The sequence below is a fragment of the Massilia sp. Soil_C_3 genome, from assembly GCF_057657035.1.
Genome location: NZ_JBDGJG010000002.1, coordinates 1 through 17911, shown reverse-complemented (window position 1 = coordinate 17911; position 17911 = coordinate 1). Strand labels below are relative to the sequence as shown.

Annotated in this window: 14 protein-coding genes; 6 read left to right on the top strand and 8 right to left on the bottom strand. The window is 64.7% G+C overall.

Features of this window, described 5'->3' with window-relative positions:
- Positions 1 to 7: 7 nt before the first annotated feature.
- The 3 genes from AC3A6F_RS03005 to AC3A6F_RS02995 all read left to right on the top strand — a co-directional run bounded on the left by AC3A6F_RS03005 (position 8) and on the right by AC3A6F_RS02995 (position 4259).
- Complete coding sequence (locus tag AC3A6F_RS03005; RefSeq protein ID WP_487678498.1) at positions 8 to 409, top strand: DUF2946 domain-containing protein; 402 nt, start codon at positions 8 to 10, stop codon at positions 407 to 409.
- Positions 410 to 509: 100 nt separating this feature from the next.
- On the top strand, positions 510 to 2660 hold the full coding sequence (locus tag AC3A6F_RS03000; protein WP_487678497.1) for a TonB-dependent receptor: 2151 nt from the start codon (positions 510 to 512) through the stop codon (positions 2658 to 2660).
- A gap of 12 nt (positions 2661 to 2672) precedes the next feature.
- On the top strand, positions 2673 to 4259 hold the full coding sequence (locus tag AC3A6F_RS02995) for a PepSY domain-containing protein (protein ID WP_487678496.1): 1587 nt from the start codon (positions 2673 to 2675) through the stop codon (positions 4257 to 4259).
- A 13-nt stretch (positions 4260 to 4272) separates the two neighbouring features.
- Here AC3A6F_RS02995 and AC3A6F_RS02990 read toward each other — a convergent pair whose 3' ends face one another.
- The 5 genes from AC3A6F_RS02990 to AC3A6F_RS02970 form a co-directional block, all read right to left on the bottom strand.
- Positions 4273 to 5079, bottom strand: a complete 807-nt coding sequence (locus AC3A6F_RS02990) for a fatty acid desaturase (RefSeq protein ID WP_487678494.1) — start codon at positions 5077 to 5079, stop codon at positions 4273 to 4275.
- Positions 5080 to 5214: 135 nt separating this feature from the next.
- Positions 5215 to 6546, bottom strand: a complete 1332-nt coding sequence (locus tag AC3A6F_RS02985) for a VWA domain-containing protein (RefSeq protein WP_487678493.1) — start codon at positions 6544 to 6546, stop codon at positions 5215 to 5217.
- Positions 6547 to 6612: 66 nt separating this feature from the next.
- The gene (locus AC3A6F_RS02980; RefSeq protein WP_487678492.1) at positions 6613 to 8178 is read right to left on the bottom strand and encodes a TerC family protein; all 1566 of its coding nucleotides are present in this window, start codon (positions 8176 to 8178) and stop codon (positions 6613 to 6615) included.
- Positions 8179 to 8287: 109 nt separating this feature from the next.
- Positions 8288 to 9640 carry an amidohydrolase family protein gene (locus AC3A6F_RS02975; RefSeq protein WP_487678491.1) on the bottom strand — a complete coding sequence of 451 codons (1353 nt, stop codon included), beginning with the start codon at positions 9638 to 9640 and terminating at the stop codon, positions 8288 to 8290.
- A gap of 46 nt (positions 9641 to 9686) precedes the next feature.
- Positions 9687 to 10949 carry a CaiB/BaiF CoA transferase family protein gene (locus AC3A6F_RS02970; RefSeq protein ID WP_487678490.1) on the bottom strand — a complete coding sequence of 421 codons (1263 nt, stop codon included), beginning with the start codon at positions 10947 to 10949 and terminating at the stop codon, positions 9687 to 9689.
- Between the two features lie 147 nt (positions 10950 to 11096).
- Between AC3A6F_RS02970 and AC3A6F_RS02965 the strand changes: the two genes are divergently transcribed.
- Positions 11097 to 12443, top strand: a complete 1347-nt coding sequence (locus AC3A6F_RS02965) for an MFS transporter (protein WP_487678489.1) — start codon at positions 11097 to 11099, stop codon at positions 12441 to 12443.
- Between the two features lie 3 nt (positions 12444 to 12446).
- On the opposite strand, the gene AC3A6F_RS02960 is transcribed toward AC3A6F_RS02965, so the two are convergent.
- Positions 12447 to 13268 carry a sterol desaturase family protein gene (locus tag AC3A6F_RS02960; protein WP_487678488.1) on the bottom strand — a complete coding sequence of 274 codons (822 nt, stop codon included), beginning with the start codon at positions 13266 to 13268 and terminating at the stop codon, positions 12447 to 12449.
- A gap of 99 nt (positions 13269 to 13367) precedes the next feature.
- Positions 13368 to 14123 carry a PEP-CTERM sorting domain-containing protein gene (locus AC3A6F_RS02955; RefSeq protein ID WP_487678487.1) on the bottom strand — a complete coding sequence of 252 codons (756 nt, stop codon included), beginning with the start codon at positions 14121 to 14123 and terminating at the stop codon, positions 13368 to 13370.
- 589 nt (positions 14124 to 14712) lie between these two features.
- Here AC3A6F_RS02955 and AC3A6F_RS02950 point away from each other — a divergent pair.
- The gene (locus AC3A6F_RS02950; RefSeq protein ID WP_487678486.1) at positions 14713 to 15246 is read left to right on the top strand and encodes a DinB family protein; all 534 of its coding nucleotides are present in this window, start codon (positions 14713 to 14715) and stop codon (positions 15244 to 15246) included.
- Here AC3A6F_RS02950 and AC3A6F_RS02945 read toward each other — a convergent pair whose 3' ends face one another.
- Positions 15247 to 16677, bottom strand: a complete 1431-nt coding sequence (locus AC3A6F_RS02945; RefSeq protein WP_487678485.1) for a diguanylate cyclase domain-containing protein — start codon at positions 16675 to 16677, stop codon at positions 15247 to 15249.
- Between the two features lie 256 nt (positions 16678 to 16933).
- Between AC3A6F_RS02945 and AC3A6F_RS02940 the strand changes: the two genes are divergently transcribed.
- Complete coding sequence (locus tag AC3A6F_RS02940) at positions 16934 to 17617, top strand: hypothetical protein (protein ID WP_487678484.1); 684 nt, start codon at positions 16934 to 16936, stop codon at positions 17615 to 17617.
- Positions 17618 to 17911: the final 294 nt, after the last annotated feature.

Sequence of the window (17911 nt, the reverse complement as noted above, 5' to 3'; positions counted from 1 at the left end):
TTTTCACATGCACAGGCTCCGAACAACCCGAACGCTGTATGGCTGGACCGTCCTCCTGGCGTTCCTGTTCGGCCTGTTTGCGCCTGCCATCTCCCATGCGGTGGCCCACGCCACCCAGCAGCCAGCGGCGGCCTGGATGGCCGAGATCTGCAGCGCCAGCGGCACCCGCCACATGATGGTGATCGACGATGCGGCGCAAACCGACGTGCCGGCCGTGCCGGACATGTCGCACTGCGAGCTGTGCTGCTCGCACCAGCTCCCGCAACTGGCCCCGCCAATGCAGAGCGTGCCCGTGCTTGCCCTTGACCGCGAGCGCGATCCCTACCCTCCCCTGTTCTACCACGCGCCGCGTCCGCAGCATGCCTGGACGCCCACGCAGTCGCGCGGGCCGCCGTCTTCGCTTTCCTGATTCGCCTTTAACTAGACGATTCCCGCGACGCATCCGATGCGTCGCGGGCAGACCATGCGCGGCGCCGCGAGGATGCGGCATTGCGCGAACAGGATTCGCAATGAAGACACGCTTACACGTTCGCAGGATGGCGCTCGCCATCGGCTGCGCCCTGGCCGCCTGGCAGGCCCAGGCAGAGGACCAGTTCCAACCTATCCCCACCGTCGAAGTCACCGCCGGGGCCCCACGCGCCAACGGCCTGCTCAAGCTCGATACCCCAAGCACCACCGGCAGCCGCCTGGGCCTGAGCCCGCGCGAGACGCCTGCCAGCGTCACCGTTGTCGACCGCGCCCTGATCGAAGTGCGCGGCGCCCAGGACACGCAAGAGATCCTGCGCGCCATCCCCGGCGTCACCGCCCACGACGCGCCCGGCAATATCGGGGTCAGCTACCGCGGCTTCGGCAGCGGCTCGGTCAGCCAGCTGTACAACGGCATCAATGTGCAGTATTCCATCGCCGCGCGGCCGGTCGACAGCTGGATCGTCGACCGCGTCGAGGCCATTGGCGGGCCTTCGAGCTTCCTGTTCGGTTCCGGCGCCGTCGGCGGCTCGATCAACGTCATCACCAAGCTGGCCGAGACGCGCGAGTTCGCCGAAGGCCGGCTGCGCCTGGGTTCCGACGAGCTGAAGGAAGCCTCGGTCGGCCTGAACCGCCGCGTGGGCGAAGGCCATTACGCGCGCATCGACGTCAACCACCGCGACAGCGGCAGCTGGGTCGACGGCGTCGACCGCCGCGCGACCCAGCTGGCCGCGTCGCTGCGTTCCGATTTCGGGCGCGGCTTCACGCATACGCTGGCCTATGAGTTCCAGCAGGAAGACGTCGACCGGCCTTATTGGGGAACACCGCTACTGAATCCGATCAAAGGCGAACTGCGCGTGAACGAGGCCGCCCGCTTCAAGAACTACAACAGCAGCGATGGCGTCTACGACCAGCGCGTACAGTGGCTGCGCTCGATCGGCGCCTGGAAGGTCAGCGACGCCCTGCAGCTGACCAATACCTTCTATGTCTACGACGCGCTGCGCGACTACCGCAACGTCGAGAACTACCGCTTCAATCCATCGAACACCCAGGTCATCCGCTCGGCCGCCCTGCTCCAGCGCCACGACCAGACCCTGATGGGCGACCGCATCGACGGCGTCTACCGCGGCCGCATCGGCGAACGGCGCAGCGACTGGGCGTTCGGGCTGGACTTCAGCATCAACCGCCAGACCCGCTTTCCGAACAGCCAATCGGCCACGGTCAGCAGCGTCGATCCCTACGATTTCGTCACCGAGCGCTTCTTCGACGTGCCGAACATGACGCCGGGGTTCCGCCCCGACCGCGACAACGAGGTCAAGACCACGGCGCTGTACCTCGAGAACCGCACCGCGCTGCTGCCGACCCTGAACCTGGTCACCGCCCTGCGCCACGAGCGCATCGAACTGGACCTGGTCAACCGGCGCGCAGTGAGCAATACGGCGCCGGCCCGCTTCTCGCGCGACTACCACCCGACCACCGGACGCCTGGGCCTCGTGTGGGACGTCACACCCGGCATGAACCTGTACGCCCAATATGCGACGGCCGCCGACCCGCCGTCGGGAACGCTGTCCACCGCCTCGTTCGCCGACGTGATCAACAACAGCGACCTGACCACCGGCCGCCAGGCCGAAGTCGGCACGAAACTCGATTTCTGGCAGGGCAAGGGAACGGCAACCCTGGCCGCCTACCACATCACGCGCAAGAACATCGCGACCCCGGATCCGGTCAACAGCAACCTGACGATCCTGGTCGGCGAACAGTCCTCGCAGGGTGTCGAGCTGGCGCTGGGCCTGCAGCCGACCAAACGCCTGGCGGTGCAGGGCAACTTCACCTATGCCGATGCCGAGTACGAGCACTACAACCAGGGCGGCGTCTCGCTGGCCGGGAAGACGCCGACCAATACGCCGAAGACAGTGGCCAATGTCTGGCTCTCGTATGCCGTTACCCCATCCGTGCAAGCGCACCTCGGCGCACGCCGGGTCGGCAAGGTGTATGCCGATGCGGCCAATACCCTGTACTGGCCGTCGTATACCTTCGTCGACCTGGGCCTCTCCTGGCGAATCGACCGCAGGCTGGTGCTGGACGCGCGCGTGCGCAACCTCACCGACCGGCTGTATGCGGCCAACGTCAGCAGCACGATGGCCTATCTCGGCGCGCCGCGCACGGCCGACGTGTCGCTGCGCATGGCCTTCTGACGGGAGAGCATCATGGGAGCACGATTGAAACGCTGGCTGTTCCTGGTCCACCGCTGGCTGGGCATCGGCATCTGCCTGCTGTTCGCGATGTGGTTCGTCTCGGGCATCGTCATGATGTATGTCGGCTATCCCAAGCTGACCGAGGAGGAGCGCCTGGAGCACCTGCCGCGGCTGCAAGCGGACGAGCGCCTGCTGGCCCCGGCCCGGGCGTTGGCGGCGGCCGGCATCGCCGGCCCGCTGGACGAGCTGCGCCTGGCCGCGTCCAGCGCCGGCCGCCCGGTGTACGTCGCGACGCCGGCGCGCGGCGACGTCCCGGCCGGCCGCAAGCCGCCGCCCAAGGGCAGCGGCGCGGTCGTGATCGATGCGGTGAGCGGACAGCGCCTGGGGGCGGTGGACGAGGCGCATGTCATGGCCACCGCCGCCGCCTTCGCCGCTTCCATGGCAACCCCGGACGTGAAACGCGATTACCTGGGCACGATCGACGAGGACGCGTTCACCCATTCGCGCGCGCTCGACCCGCATCGTCCGCTGCACAAGGTGGAGCTGGGCGACGTCGAACGCACCCTGCTCTATATCTCGAGCCGCAGCGGAGAGGTGGTGCGCGACGCGACCCGCAGCGAGCAGCTGTGGAACTATGCGGGCGCCTGGATCCACTGGCTGTATCCCTTGCGCGGTAATGCCTTCGAGCCCTACTGGACCGACATCGTCAACTGGCTGTCCATCCTGGGCATCGCGATGGCGCTCACCGGAACCGTGGTCGGCATCATGCGCTGGCGCTTCCGCAAGCCCTATCGCAGCGGCGCGCGTACGCCCTATCCGCAAGCCATGATGCGCTGGCATCACATCACCGGCCTGCTGTTCGCGCTGGTGACGATCACCTGGATCTTCAGCGGCCTGATGTCGATGAACCCGTGGCGCATCTTCGACACCGGCGCACCGCCGCTGCGCATGGCGGCGCTGCAGGGCGGACCGCTGGTGCTGACGAACGACGACGCCACGCCGCAGGCGCTGCTGGGGGCGTCGAACGGCAACGTGCGCGAGCTGCGCTGGACGCGGGTGCTGGGAGAGAACCGGGTGCTGGCCCAGGCCGCCGCCGGCGCGCCCCAGGTGATCGGCAGCCACGACGGGCGCGCGATTGCCCTCGATGCGGACACGCTGCGCGATGCAGCGGCCAGCCTGCTGCCGGCGCCGGTGGCGCGGGTCGAGCAGTTGCGCGACTATGACCTCTATTACTACGCACGCGATGCGCACACGATGACGGGCGGCGGCGTGAAACCGCTGCCGATCCTGCGCATCGTGTTCGACGATCCGCATGCCACCTGGGTCCACCTCGACCCGCATACCGGCGCGGTGCTCGGCCGCCTGGACAGCGGCAAGCGCACCAGCCGCTGGCTGTTCGCGATGCTGCATTCCTGGGACTGGCTGCCGCTGCTGGAGCGTCGTCCGCTGTGGGACCTGGTGCTGATCGCGCTGAGCCTGGGCGGGACCCTGCTCAGCGTGACGGGGGTGGTAATCGGCTGGCGCCGGCTGGGACGTAAACTGCGCGAGGCGCGCCCCGCAACAATCGTGGGCGCGCCTCGCGGGGAGCCGACCGGCTAGCTCAGGATGGCGCTTACTGGCCGGCGGCGCCCGCCGCGTGGCGGCGCATGCGCGGCTCGTCGCCGGCCGGCAGGCGGTCGACGTGGTTGATCTTCGCCAGGCGCAGGAAGGCCAGCACGCGCAGCACCAGGTAGCCCGAGTCGAATTCCCACCACTTCATCGACAGCTTGGCCGACGCCGGGTTGGCGTGGTGGTTGTTGTGCAGCTCGGCGCCGCCGAAGACGATCCCGATCGGGAAGAAGTTGCGCGAATCTTCCTTGGTCTCGAAATTGCGGTAGCCGACCACGTGGAAGATGCCGTTGATGAAGCCCGATGCCCAGAACGGCAGGATCGACAGCTGGAACAGCCAGACCAGGACACCGTGCGCCGGGCCGAACACCAGCAGTTCCACCGCAAGGAAGAACAGCGCGCCACGGAAGCGGTGCCTGGTGTACAGGTGCTCGTCCATCCAGTCTTCCTTGATGCCGATGCCATAGGCTTTCACCAGGTCGGCGTCGCGCGCCGCCTTGCGGTACAGAAGGGTGCCCTTGCCCAGGATGGTCCACAGGCCGTGGATGCGCGGGCTGTGCGGATCTTCCTCGGTATCGCACTTGGCGTGGTGCTTGCGGTGCACCGCGACCCAGGCCTTGGCCGTGACGCCGTAGGTGGTCAGCCAGATCCACATGCGAAACAGCTGGCACAGGACCGGATGGAAGGTGACGGCGCGGTGGCTGCGCGAGCGGTGCAGATACAGCTCGCTGGCGAAGACGGTCATGATGTATGACCCCGCCATGGTCAGCGCGACGCCCATGGGGCTGAGCTGGATGAATCCTTCGAACACGGCATTCTCCCTGTTGTTGTGTTGATCAGGACAGTGGCTGTCCTGATGTTGCAGAGAGATTAACGTGCCCCGGACGGGTTCAAATCGATGAGAAGAACGGTATTTACCCTGTATTTACCTTCTTTGCCTCGACCATCAAACGATCAGGCCACGCTGCCGCGCTTGTCTTACCCATTGCGGGTATTCGTTCATCAGGAGGTCGTACAGCGCGCCGTCGGAATGCTCGTCGGGCGAGGCCACCGAGAAGAAGTCGGCGTTGTCGATCAGGCGGCCATCAAGCTCGTCCAGCTTCTCCAGGAAGGGAAAATCCGAGTCGGCGAAGTTGGCCAGGGCCTTGGCTTTCGACTTGCGGCCCTTGCCGATGCCCATGAACTGCCAGAAGATCGGTTCGTGGCTGGCCCAACGCAGCTGACGCTCGGTCAGCGGCTTGTCCGAGGTCGAACCGTCGGTCACGAACATCACGTACACCGGCACCTCGGCCTTGACCGGCGCCTTGCGCTCGCCGCCCCCGCCGTCCGGGAAGTAATGCCGGCGCACCGCCTCGAGCGCGGCGCCGTAGCGGGTATCGCCCTCGAGCGGATGCTTGTCGATGATGCGCTTGATGTAGTTCGACCAGTTCGAAAGGCCCATCGGGGCGCCGCGGTGCACGTTGCGGCCGAACAGGAAGACGTCGATCTCGCCGTCGTCGTCGAAGCGGCAGCCCAGCGCCAGGATGCGCTCGGCGAACTGCTGCACCAGGCCCTTGCGGTACAGGGTGCTCATCGAACCCGAGATGTCCAGCACCAGGCAGACCTTGGCCCGGTGCTGCCCCAGGCCGGCCTTTTCGAGCGACACCGCCGCCGACTTGACCAGGTTGACCAGCTGCGGCGCGGCTTGGGCGACGCGCTTTTCGAGGTCGACCGCAGAGGCGCGCGGTGTGGCAGGGGCCGGCGGCGAAGGCGGCGACGGTGGCGAAGGTGGCGCATCGGCGACCGCGCCGCCGAAATGCCGCACCAGCGCGTCCAGCCCGCCGTTGAAGCCCTGGCCGACGGCCATGAAGCGCCAGCCGCCATCCTTGCGATACAGCTCGCCCAGCATGACAGCCTTCTCGCCGGCGAAATCGCGGCCGCTGAAGTCGAAGCGCGCGAATTCGCCCTGCGCACCGGCCAGGCGCAGGCTGCCCGCCTGCAGTTGCGACAAGACCGCGCCGCCGTCGGTGCTGGCCACGATGCTGAGCCGCTCGACCCAGGCCGGCAGGCTGGCGAGCCGGAACCGGAAGCCCGCGGCGTCGACGGCAACGGCGCCACAAGGCGTCGCCGGCTGGTTGAAGAAGGTCATGTAGCGCTCGTCGGCCAGCTTGCCGCCGGCGTCGAGCGCGAAGCAGGCGAAGTCCAGCGCCAGGCCCTGGGCCGACAGGCCGGCCTGCAGGACGCCGTCGGGAGCCGATTGCGCCAGGGGCAGGCGCTCGCCGCGTTCCAGCTGTTTCATGTCAGCCTCCAGTCAAGTTGAACGCGTGGACGGAAAATCCGTCCACCCTACGATATTACCGTTCGTTCAGCTCTTTTCGGGCGGCTGGTCGTACCCGTTGTCGATCCGGGTCACGATCACGGTCGCGATGCGGCGCTCCAGCACTTGCGCCACCTCGAACCGGAAGCCTTCGATCTCGACCGCGTCGCCCACCTTCGGCAGGGTGCCGAAGCGTTCCAGCATCAGGCCGGCCAGCGAGGTGTAGTCGTCGGTGTCGCCCACCAGCGCGTCCACCTCGAGCACCTGCTCGAGGTAGTGCAGGTCGGCGGTGCCGTCGACGCGCCAGCGGCCCGGCGCCAGCGCATGGACCACCGGCTGCTCGTCCTCGTCCGGGAACTCGCCGGCGATCGCTTCCAGGATGTCGATCGGCGTCACCAGCCCCTGCAGGGTGCCGTATTCGTCGGCAATGATCACCAGCTGGCCGTGCGAGCGCTTGAGGCGATCCATCACCTTCAGTACGCCACTGCCATCGGGCATGATGATCGGCGTGCGGATATGGGCCGCGTCGATCGCGCCGTGCAGAGTCAGGTCGGCGATCAGGTCCTTGGCGCGCGCCACGCCGATCACTTCGTCGAGCTGGCCGCGGCACACTGGAAAGAAGCCGTGCGGCGTGGCCAGCAACTGGGCGCGGATGCTCTCGGCGTCATTCTCGATATTGATCCACGAGATCTCCGAGCGGTTGGTCATGATCGAGCGCACCGAGCGCTGCGACAGGCTCAATACGCCGCTGACCATATGGCGCTCTTCGGCCTCGAACGCCGGTTCCTCGGCGGCTTTCGTCTCGGCTTCCGGCTCGTCGTGGTGGTCGGCGCCGCGCTTGCTGCCCAGCAGGCGCAGCACGGCGTCGGCGGTGCGGTCGCGCAGCGGGATGTGCGCCTCTTGCTTGATGAAGTTGCGGCGCGCCAGCTGGTTGAAGAACTCGATCACCACCGAGAAGCCGATCGCGGCGTACAGGTAGCCCTTAGGAATGTGGAAGCCCAGGCCTTCGGCGATCAGGGAGAGGCCGATCATCAACAGGAAGGACAGGCACAGCACGACGACGGTCGGATGGGCGTTGACGAAGCGCGTCAGCGGCTTCGATGCGAACAGCATGACGCCCATCGAGATGATCACGGCGGCCATCATGACGCCCAGCTGTTCGACCATGCCGACGGCGGTGATCACGGCGTCGAGCGAGAACACGGCGTCGAGCACGATGATCTGCGCCACCACGGCGGCGAAGCTCGCGTATTCGCGCTTGCCGCTCTGGACGTGCGATTTGCCTTCGACGCGTTCGTGCAGTTCGATGGTCGCCTTGGCAAGCAGGAAGATACCGCCGATCAGCAGGATCAGGTCGCGGCCCGAGAACGACAGGGTGGCGATGGAAAACAGGGGGGCGGTGAGTGTGACCAGCCACGAGATCATCGTGAGCAGGCCAAGGCGCATGATCATGGCGAGCGACAGGCCAAGCAGGCGAGCCTTGTCACGCTGGTGCGGGGGAAGTTTGTCCGCCAGGATGGCGATGAAGATCAGGTTGTCGATGCCGAGGACGATCTCGAGCACGACAAGGGTGAGCAAGCCGACCCAAATATTTGGGTCCATGAGCCATTCCATTGTGGATTTTTGTAGTTAAGGAAGGGGCATTGTACGCGATCGTGCTGCCATCGACCGAGAATGGCAATGGAACGGCGCCGAAAAACGACGCCGTTCCGACAACATCGGCTCAGCGCCCTGCCGCCTGTTCGCCGGCGCCCGCCACCGGCGCGCCGCGCAGCCACAGCGCGTGGATTTTGCGGGTGTTGCGGATGTCGTCCAGCGGATTGGCGTCGAGCACCAGGACGTCGGCCTGCTTGCCGGCGGCAAGCGTGCCGCGCTCGTTGGCGATGCCCAGGATGGCGGCATTGCCCGAAGTCGCAGCCTGCAGCGCCTGCATCGGGGAGAGGCCGGCCTGGGTCAGGAGTTCGAGCTCGCGGTGCTCGGCGAAGCCCTGGATGCGCGGGATCGTGGCGCCCGAGTCGGTGCCCATGCCGACCTTGATGCCGGCCTTGTGCAGCGCCAGCGCATTCGCTTTCGCATTGGCCAGGTCTTGCTTGCTGATCTGCTTGACCTTGTAGGCCGGGCTGGCCAGCCATTCGCCCACGCCCGGGTCGAGCGCATCCCTGAAGAAGGCCGTGCGCATCCAGTCCGGCCGGTCGGCATACACGAAGAACGCCTCGTCGAGCTGCAGGGTCGGGATGTAGCCGATGTTCTTCTCTTTCATCAGGGCGATCAGTTCGGCGTCGACCGGCTTGTCGCGCACGCTGTGGCCGAACAGGTCGACGCCGTCGCGCGCCAGGCGCTTGGCGTCTTCCAGGTAGTAGACGTGGGCCACCACCTTCAGGCCGCGCTTGTGCGCCTGCTGGATGACCTCACGGTACAGGGCCGGATCCATCTTTTTCGTCTTGCTGTCGCCGAAGTCGTCGACCCAGATCTTGACCAGGTCGGGCTTCTGCGCGGCCAGCTTCTCGAAGTCCTTGCGCACCGCCTCGATCGTGGTCGGGCGGTAGACCTGGTCCATGCCCATCGCGATCGGCGGCGCGCCGTGCGGGACGCCGAAGCCGTGGCCGGCGGTGACGATGGTGGGCAGCGCCAGCTTGCGGGCGCGCTGGTCGGCGCGCATCTTGTAGATGAAGTCGTGGTCGGTGCCGAACACCGCCACCGTGCCGACGCCGTAGCGCGCATACTTCTGCAGCTGGCGCGTGACGTTGGCTTCGTTGATCTCGCCCGCGCCCGACTTGGCGCCGTTGGTGATGCCCAGGTGGGCGTGACCGGCGATCAGGGCCGGCATCACGGTCTTGCCGCGCAGGTCGACGACTTTCGCGCCGGCCGGCGCCTTTACTCCCCCCGGCTGCACCGCCTCGATGCGGCCGTCGCGGATCACGATGCTGCCGTTCTCGATCGGCGCCCCGCCCTGGCCGTCGATGATGCGGGCGCCCTGCAGGACGGTGGCCTGGGAGGCCGGCTGCGCCATGGCGCTGGCGCCAGCAAGTAAAGACAGGGCGCTGGCCATCGCGGTCAACAGGGTCGGGAGTCGCATCGGGGTCCTTTCATCGATATGGTGAACCCGGTAATGTTAGCCCATCCTAAATTACGCCCTCGCGCGCCAGGCGCTCAAGTTCATCCTGGCCGTAGCCGAGCAGGCCGCGGTAGATGTCGGCATTGCTGGCGCCGAGCGTGACCGCCGGCTTGTCGAAGCCCGTGAACGCATCGGACATGCGGATCGGCAGGCCCCCGGCCACGACGTCTTCCACCGCCCCGTACACCGGGTGTTCGAGCCTTGCGGTCTCGCCGCGTGCGAGCAGGCCGGGGTCGCGCATCGCGTTGGCCGGATCGCGCACCGGGCCATTGGGCACCCCGCAGCCGGTCAGCAGGGCTGCCGCCGTGCCGGCGTCCATGGCGCCCGTCCACGCGCTCACCATCTCGTGCAGGACGGCGTGGTTGCTCACCCGCGCCGCGCGGCTGCTGAAACGCGCGTCGTGGATCAGCTCGGGACGGCCCATGGCGCGAAACAGCCCGGCGGCGAAGGCATCCTTCGGCGCGCTGATCGCGATATGGCCGTCGGTTGTCGGGAACACGCCGGATGGCGCCAGCCGCGCCAGCACATTGCCGGAGCGCGTGGCATGCCCCAGCCGGCGCTCCATCTCGAAAGGCTCGGCCGCCACCAGCGCGCTCATGGTCCCCAGCAGCGAGACGTCGACCTGCTGGCCCTGCCCTGTCTCGCGTGCGCGCAGCACGGCGGCCAGGGTGCCGATGGTGGCGAACAACGGTGCGGCCTGGTCGCCGATGGGAATGCCGACCCGCACCGGCGCTTCGCCTTCGGCCCCAGACGCCATCATCAGGCCGCTCATGGCCTGGATCACGATGTCCACTGCCTTGTTCCGGGTCGGATCGGCATCCGGGCCGAAGCCGCTGATCGAGGTGTAGACGATCCTCGGGTTCACTTCGCGGCAGCGCGCGTAATCGATGCCCAGGCGGCCGGTCACGCCAGGGCTGAAGTTCTCCACCACCACGTCGGCGCGGTGCACCAGGTCCATGAAGATGGCGTGCGCATCGGGATGCTTCAGGTTGAGGGTGACGGCTTCCTTGTTGCGGCCGCGGTCGAGGATGGCGATTGACAGGTCGTCGTCGTGTTCCGGCGCGGCCTTGACGCCGTCGCGGCCCAGGAACAGCGAGTTGCCGCGCGCCGGGTCGGGACTGTTCGGGTTTTCGATCTTGATGACCCGCGCGCCCAACCCCGCCAGCAGCAGGGTCGCGTAGGGACCGGCCAGCATGGTGGTGAGATCGAGCACCGTGACGCCCGCGAGCGGGCCTGGCTGCGTGTCCGGATTATCCGGCTGGTGTTCCATGTCGGCGCCCTTTCACGGCAAGTGCTGCAGGTGGAGTGCGGACAGTCTAGCGCACCGCGGGGAATCATCGCCATGGCGGCCGATTCGGTGTAGAGTCCGGCCAGCCGGCACGCAGGCAATCATGGATAACAATAACGGAGACCCACCATGCAGCAGCACGACCGCGCCGACGGCGCCGTCAACGTCCAGGACTTCCTGAACGAACACCGCTTCTCTTCTTACCAATGGCTGATCTTCGGCCTGTGCTTTTTGATCGTGCTGCTGGACGGCTTCGACACCGCTGCGATCGGCTTCATCGCCCCTTCGCTGGTGCACGACTGGGGCGTGACGCGCCCCGCCCTGGGGCCGGTGCTCAGCGCCGCGCTGTTCGGCCTGGCCGCCGGCGCCATGGCGGCCGGGCCGCTGTCGGACCGGGTCGGCCGCAAGCTGGTGCTGGCGTCGTCGGTGCTGCTGTTCGGCGCCGCCTGCGCCTGGTCGTCGTTCGCGAGCGGCCTGACCGAGCTGGCCATCCTGCGCTTCGTCACCGGCCTGGGACTGGGCGCGGCGATGCCGAACGCGGTGACCCTGATGAGCGAATTCTGCCCCGACCGCAAGCGCGCCCTGCTCACCAATGCGATGTTCTGCGGCTTCCCGCTCGGCGCCGCCCTGGGCGGCTTTCTCGCGGCCTGGATGATCCCGCTGTGGGGCTGGCGCAGCGTGCTGCTGCTGGGCGGCCTGGCGCCGCTGCTGGCGGGTCTGTTGATCATCCTGCTGTTGCCGGAATCGGTGCGCTTCCTGGTCGCGCGCGGCGCCGGCCACGAACGCATCCGCGCCATCCTGCGCCACATCTCGCCAAGCGCCGACGCAGCCCGTGCCTTCGTGACGCGCGAGGCCGCGCCCACGACCGACGCCGGCGTCGGCGTGAAGGTGATCCTGTCACGGCCCTACCTGGTGGGCACCCTGATGCTGTGGCTGACCTACTTCATGGGACTGGTGATCTTCTACGCGCTGATCAATTGGATGCCGCTGCTGCTGCGCGACGCCGGCCTGTCGGCCCAGGACGCGACCCTGGTCTCGGCCCTGTTCCCGCTGGGCGGCGTGGGCGCGGTGCTGGCCGGCTGGCTGATGGACCGCTACGACGCCAACGCCATCATCGCGGCCTGCTTCGCGCTCACGGCGGCCAGCATCTTCGCCATCGGCCAAAGCGCCCACGACCTGGCGCTGCTGATGGCGGTGGTGCTCGGAGCCGGGCTGGCGATGAACACCGCGCAGGCGTCGCTGCCGGCGCTGGCGGCGGCCTTCTACCCCACCCGCGGCCGCGCCACCGGCGTGGCCTGGATGATGGGCATCGGGCGGCTGGGCGGGATCGCGGGCTCCTTCCTGGTGGCGGAACTGGCGCGGCTGCGCTTCGGGATCGAGGGCATCTTCGGGATCGTGGCCGTGGCCGGAGTGGCGGCCACCCTGGCGCTGCTGGTCAAGCTGGCAGCGGAACGCGCAGGCAGGCGGCTGGCGTAGATCTCAGTCGGCGACCGGCGCCGCCTTGCGCGCCGGTAGCATCGGCTCGAGCAGCTGACCGCTCAGCGTGGGCGGGCATGGCGTGTCGGTCCCGACCTCGGCCGGCCAGTGCTTCGGCAGGTAGTAGCTGCCGAACAGGCGGTCCAGGAACGGTAAGGTGGATGCGTAGTTGCGGTTGATGTGGTCGTGGCGGCTGTGGTGCCAGTGGTGGAAGGCCGGCGTCGTCACCAGCCATTCCAGTGGCCCGAAGCGCCAGCGCAGATTGGCATGAATGAAGAAACCCCACACGATGCCGAGCGCGATCAGCAGTGCCGGCGTGCCGCTGCCGGCCATGCCGGGGCTGGCCAGGCCGATGGCGTACAGGGGCACCAGGCCGAACAGCCGGGTGATCACCATATCGACCGGGTGGCTGCGGGTATTGGCCAGGAAGTGCATGCGCTCGGTGCTGTGATGCAGCGCGTGGAAGCGCCACAGCCAGGGAATCTCGTGGCTGAGGCGATGGCCCCAATAAAAGCCCGTTTCGGCGATCACGAAGGCCAGCCCGATGCGCAGCGCCTGCGGCAGGTCGGCAACGGCCGTCTTGAGCGCGGCCGGCACCAGGTAAAGGGCGGCGGAGGCCAGCAGTGCCATCGGTACCGTCAGCACCACGACCGGCACCAGGCTGCTGATGAAGTAATAGGCCAGATTGTGGCGCAGCTCGGGATTGGGCTGCTCGTGGCGCACGCCGAACCAGCGTTCGAGCGGCACGAACAGCGCCGTCAGCAGCATGAGCCAGATGCCCAGCCGCAGTGCGGTCATGGCAAATTCGGCGAAGGTGACGTTCATGGCGGATGCGGCGATGGTGGGAGCGGTGTCGCGATGCGGAGGTTGCCGCCGGGCCGGCGGCATCCGGCTGCAGAGGACTGCAGCCGGTGAGACAGAGCATCAGGCCTGGAGGTTGCGGCGGCGGCGGGCCGTGAAGCCGATCATGCCAAGGCCGCCCAGCAGCATGCCCAGGGTTGCCGGCTCCGGCACTTCGGCATTCAGGGCGACGTTATCCAGCAGCATGAACGGCGGAGCGCCGGCGCCGCTGCCGTGGACCAGGAAGCTCAGCCATTGGCTGGCGCTGGTTGCCGTGAAGGTCATGGTGGCGGTCTTCCAGCCGCTGAAACCGCTGTCCACGATGCTCAGCAAGTCGGAATTCTGCTTGGCGCCGCCGAAATCGACCTCCCAATAATTGTTGTTGTTCGGGCCCCGCTCGATGACCTGCTGGGCCAGCGCGAAATCGAAGGTCAGCGTATAGCTGTCACCGATCGTCAGGCCATTGACCTGTTGCTTGAGCGGGCCAGGGAAATACATCCAGTCCGAGGCGAAGAAATTGCCGCCGGTCGGAGAGGCAGTGTAGCCATTGCTCAGGCCAGTCGTGCGGTACTTGTCTTTCAACCAGATCGCGGACTTGTCGGTGTTGGCGATATCGCCATTCAGAACGAAGTTGTAGCGACCGTCCCTGCCATAGCCGCTTTCCCAATGTGTCAACGTAGTACGATCGGCGCGCGACGTGGACGTGCCTCCGGCAAGCTGCTTGTTGCCGCCGTTGGTGGTCTCTTCGAAGTTGCCGTTTTTGATGAAGTTCGCATGGGCGGCATTGGTGCTCAGTGCCGAGACGGCCAGCAGGGCCAGCAGGAATGGTTTGATGCGCATGCGCGGACTCCAGAAAGTGATGAATGGCGGTGAGTAAGCGCCGGCGTTTTCTGGGCCGGACGGTGGCTGACAGGACGAATTAGCCCGCCACGCCGATATGCTGGGTGCGTATAATATTGATAACGATCAAGAATTATTGCACTGAAAATATTTTATCAGATTCGCGATTGTTGAAATTCAATATTCAATTCACAAGTATGCTTGCCTTAAGGTAATATTTTTACAATTTCCATAATGCAAGAATTGATGAGGCCACGGTTTTCTGTGGGGAAGCCTGGAGATACAGGCTGTGGGCACGATCAGGGGGCAAGTCCAACACTGCAAAAGGTGACATCTGCACCGCAGGGGCAAATGTCAGGCTGTTAAGGAAGACGAATTGCACAGCTCACAGGACGAATAGCATGGCTGCAAAAAAACAACAGTCCGTCGCTACCCTGCAGCTACCCCCGACGGGAATCGAGGTTTTGTTTCGCAATTCCCGCAGGGTGGGACATGCTGTTGCTGGAGCGGCATCGAGCTTTCGCCTGCCAGGGCGCCTGGCCGAGATCGCTCGCCACTTCCCCCCTGCCGATAAAGGACACCGAGAAGCATGCCCACACGGGAAGACATTGTTCTATTAGCGTCGTACAACGCTTCGATGAATACCACGGTGTATGCCGCCGCAGCGACCTTGCCGCCGGACGCGCTGAGCACCGACCGGGGCGCCTTCTTCGGCTCGATTCTCGGCACCCTGAATCACATCGTGGCCGGAGACACCATCTGGCTGCAGCGCTACCAGGGGCATGCGACCACTTTCCGCGCGCTGGAGCCGATGCGGAATATCGCGACGCCCGGCGGACTGACGCACGTCTACAGCAACGATCTCGCGGTGCTGCAAGCGCATCGCGCCCGGCTCGATGCGATCATCGAGGCGCTGGCGGCGGAATTATCGGACGACGACCTGGCGCAGCCCGTCTTGTACAAGAATTCGCGTGGCGCATTCCGGAAAAAATTCGGGAGCCTGCTGCTGCATTTCTTCAATCACCAGACGCATCACCGCGGCCAGGTCAGTACGCTGTTATCGCAGTCGAACGTGGACATCGGCGTGACCGACCTGGTTGCATGGGTCCCGGATGAGTGCTGATCAGGCGCCTTGCTCCATCGTATCGATATAGAACGCCTGGCCGTTCTTTCCCTGCCCCTTGATGTGGTACATGGCGACGTCCGCGCGGCGCATCAATTCATCGATCGTTTCGCCGTCGTGGGGAAACACCGCGATGCCGATCGAGGCCGAGATCGTCACCTCTTTCCCACCGAGGTCGAATGGCAGATTCAGGCATTCCAGGAACTTGTCAGCGACTACGCGCGCATCGTCACGGGCGTGCAGGTCGGGAAGGACCACGGTGAATTCGTCGCCACCCTGGCGCGCGAGCGTGTCGCCCTTGCGCAGGCAGCCTTTCAGGCGCGCCGTCACCTGCCGCAATAATTCATCCCCCTTGTCGTGACCCAGTGTGTCGTTGACGAGCTTGAATCGGTCGAGATCGATGAACATCGCAGCCAGCTCGGTCTGGTTGCGCCTGGATTGAATGATTGCCTGTCCGAGGCGATCCTTGAATAACAGGCGGTTCGGGAGATTGGTCAGGACGTCGTGGTAGGCCTGGTGAAGGATGATGGCTTCCGCCTGCTTGCGCGCGGTGATATCGCGGGCGATCCCATAGGTGCCCATGTATGTCGATCCGCCCGGCTGCGCATGGTCCATGTGCATGCCGACCGCGTTGAGCGACACGGTGATCGATCCATTGTCGAGGTTTTCCGAATGGGGCGGATTGGACCGGCATGTCATGCGTAGTTCGACGTCGCGCGATGCCCGATCGCCGGAACGCCGCTCGTTGAATGCATAGCGCGCCCGTGCGAAGTCTTCCTGGTGCACGAGCACCGAATAATGCTGGCCGATCAGTTCACGGCGATCGTAGCCCAGTATTTGGCAGGCCCGGTCGTTGACGAAGGTGAATCGTCCCTCGGGCTCGACCATATAGATGAGATCCGGCGAGGTGTCGACCAGGTAGCGGTAGGTGCGTTCGGACAGCTCGAGCTGATAGGCGATGTCGCGGTTGCTCTGCCTGAGACGGCGCTGGGTCAGGACGTGATCGATGGTCTTGAACAGATCCTGCTGGCTGAATGGTTTACGCAGAAAGTCGTGTGCGCCACGCCGCATTGCGCCGATCGCGGCGTCGATCTGGACGTTTCCGCTGATGACGATGACGTCGGTTTCGATGCAATGGTGGTTGATGAAGTCCATGACATGGTGGCCGTCCATGTCTTCCAGGTGCAGGTCCAGCAGGACCAGGTCATAGCGGGTGTCGGACAGGCATGCCAATGCGCCGGCGCCGGAGCTTGCCGTGTCGATGTCGAAATGGCGCTGGTTGAGCAATTCCCGCAGCGACGCGAGCATGCGTGGCTCGTCGTCGACGAGCAGCAATTTAGTCGACTGGTTCGCTGCGGCGATCGGCAAGTGGGGGGCGGCAAATGAATTATCACCGATCGTGAGGCGCGATTTTCTCGGGAATAGATTCATGTCTCTATGGGCACTAGCGGCTCACATGTTTCAATGGAGCATCACCAGGGTGAAATATGTTTAGGGAGGTGGGCTTATGCTTTCTACATTAACACGGTCGGGTCTGTTCAAATACAAATTGACAACTCTTAAAGTCAGTCGGTAACAATTTTCTTCTGGGAAAATTAGTAGCGCTGTGGCAAGTCTCATCTTGCAGTAGGGACATGAATTGTGCAAAATGTTATTGTGTATAAATAAGGCAGCTCCGAGCGCAAGAATGATTGATCACTTCACAATCCATGAGGTCTTCCATGACCAGCTAAAAGAGTGCGAGGAAGGCGACTCCTTTACCCTCTGGACTAAGCCAGAAGCCGACCTGATCTATGCTTATCGAAATGGAACCGCTAATGGACAAGGAAAAGTTGTCACTATCAGCAAGCGCGATAATCCAAAGTTGGTCGAAATGCTGGACATTGGCTGGTCGGTCGACCTTACACTGATCAAAAAGGGAACCATCCTAAGGTTTCAACTTACCGCAGACGATCCAGAAGTAATTGCTGAGCGCGCCGCCGCCTATAAAAAAGTTCTTCGCGAGGAGACGCACCAACTACTAACAAGGCCGTACTCGCCAGCCAAGCGTGAGTTAAGTGTTCAGCTCCGTTCGCGCGAAGGTCGGCAATTTCGCGTCGGCGAGACGATGTCGATGCCACTTAAACCGCTCGAAACATACGTAGAGAACCTAATCTATGACGTCCGCTTCGTTGGCGAAAGTGGTACCGTGGGCTGGAAGTGCGCCGCCACTGAGATGCGGCAACGTATCCTTCGAGCTCATTTCAACGGCTATCAGGTCAGTGGTGTCGTCACCTCCGTATCGGAGAAACCGGTACAGAACGGCGATCACGAGAAGTACTGGAGAGAAGAAGAGTGTACGGCCACTATTTTTCTCAGCAAAAACGCCTAATTTTGCGATTCTTCGAGTCACATGATTGAGGGCTGACATTCAGACACGAACTCGACGACATTAGCGAGCCTATGCACGGACCGTTATACGGCGAGCATGTCAATCCAGACCTGCAACTTGCGCAGCCAGAACTAGTTTAAGGCTGAGTACATGTCTAGATGTCGGATCTGCCCTGGAAATATTGATAGAGTGCAACTCGCGCACAATTTCCCATATTCTGTAGTGGTCTAATGTCTCCGGACGCCTCGATAGGTGGATAATTCACCTTCGAAGGAGTTTACATGACCAGGCAAC

Excerpts from the sequence above, each read along its gene's own strand:
- AC3A6F_RS03000 (WP_487678497.1), top strand. The coding sequence starts at position 510 with ATGAAGACACGCTTACACGTTCGCAGGATGGCGCTCGCCATCGGCTGC.
- AC3A6F_RS02940 (WP_487678484.1), top strand. The coding sequence starts at position 16,934 with ATGATTGATCACTTCACAATCCATGAGGTCTTCCATGACCAGCTAAAA.
- AC3A6F_RS02965 (WP_487678489.1), top strand. The coding sequence starts at position 11,097 with ATGCAGCAGCACGACCGCGCCGACGGCGCCGTCAACGTCCAGGACTTC.
- AC3A6F_RS02980 (WP_487678492.1), bottom strand. The coding sequence starts at position 8,178 with ATGGAATGGCTCATGGACCCAAATATTTGGGTCGGCTTGCTCACCCTT.
- AC3A6F_RS02960 (WP_487678488.1), bottom strand. The coding sequence starts at position 13,268 with ATGAACGTCACCTTCGCCGAATTTGCCATGACCGCACTGCGGCTGGGC.
- AC3A6F_RS02975 (WP_487678491.1), bottom strand. The coding sequence starts at position 9,640 with ATGCGACTCCCGACCCTGTTGACCGCGATGGCCAGCGCCCTGTCTTTA.
- AC3A6F_RS02995 (WP_487678496.1), top strand. The coding sequence starts at position 2,673 with ATGGGAGCACGATTGAAACGCTGGCTGTTCCTGGTCCACCGCTGGCTG.
- AC3A6F_RS03005 (WP_487678498.1), top strand. The coding sequence starts at position 8 with ATGCACAGGCTCCGAACAACCCGAACGCTGTATGGCTGGACCGTCCTC.
- AC3A6F_RS02950 (WP_487678486.1), top strand. The coding sequence starts at position 14,713 with ATGCCCACACGGGAAGACATTGTTCTATTAGCGTCGTACAACGCTTCG.
- AC3A6F_RS02955 (WP_487678487.1), bottom strand. The coding sequence starts at position 14,123 with ATGCGCATCAAACCATTCCTGCTGGCCCTGCTGGCCGTCTCGGCACTG.
- AC3A6F_RS02970 (WP_487678490.1), bottom strand. The coding sequence starts at position 10,949 with ATGGAACACCAGCCGGATAATCCGGACACGCAGCCAGGCCCGCTCGCG.
- AC3A6F_RS02985 (WP_487678493.1), bottom strand. The coding sequence starts at position 6,546 with ATGAAACAGCTGGAACGCGGCGAGCGCCTGCCCCTGGCGCAATCGGCT.
- AC3A6F_RS02945 (WP_487678485.1), bottom strand. The coding sequence starts at position 16,677 with ATGAATCTATTCCCGAGAAAATCGCGCCTCACGATCGGTGATAATTCA.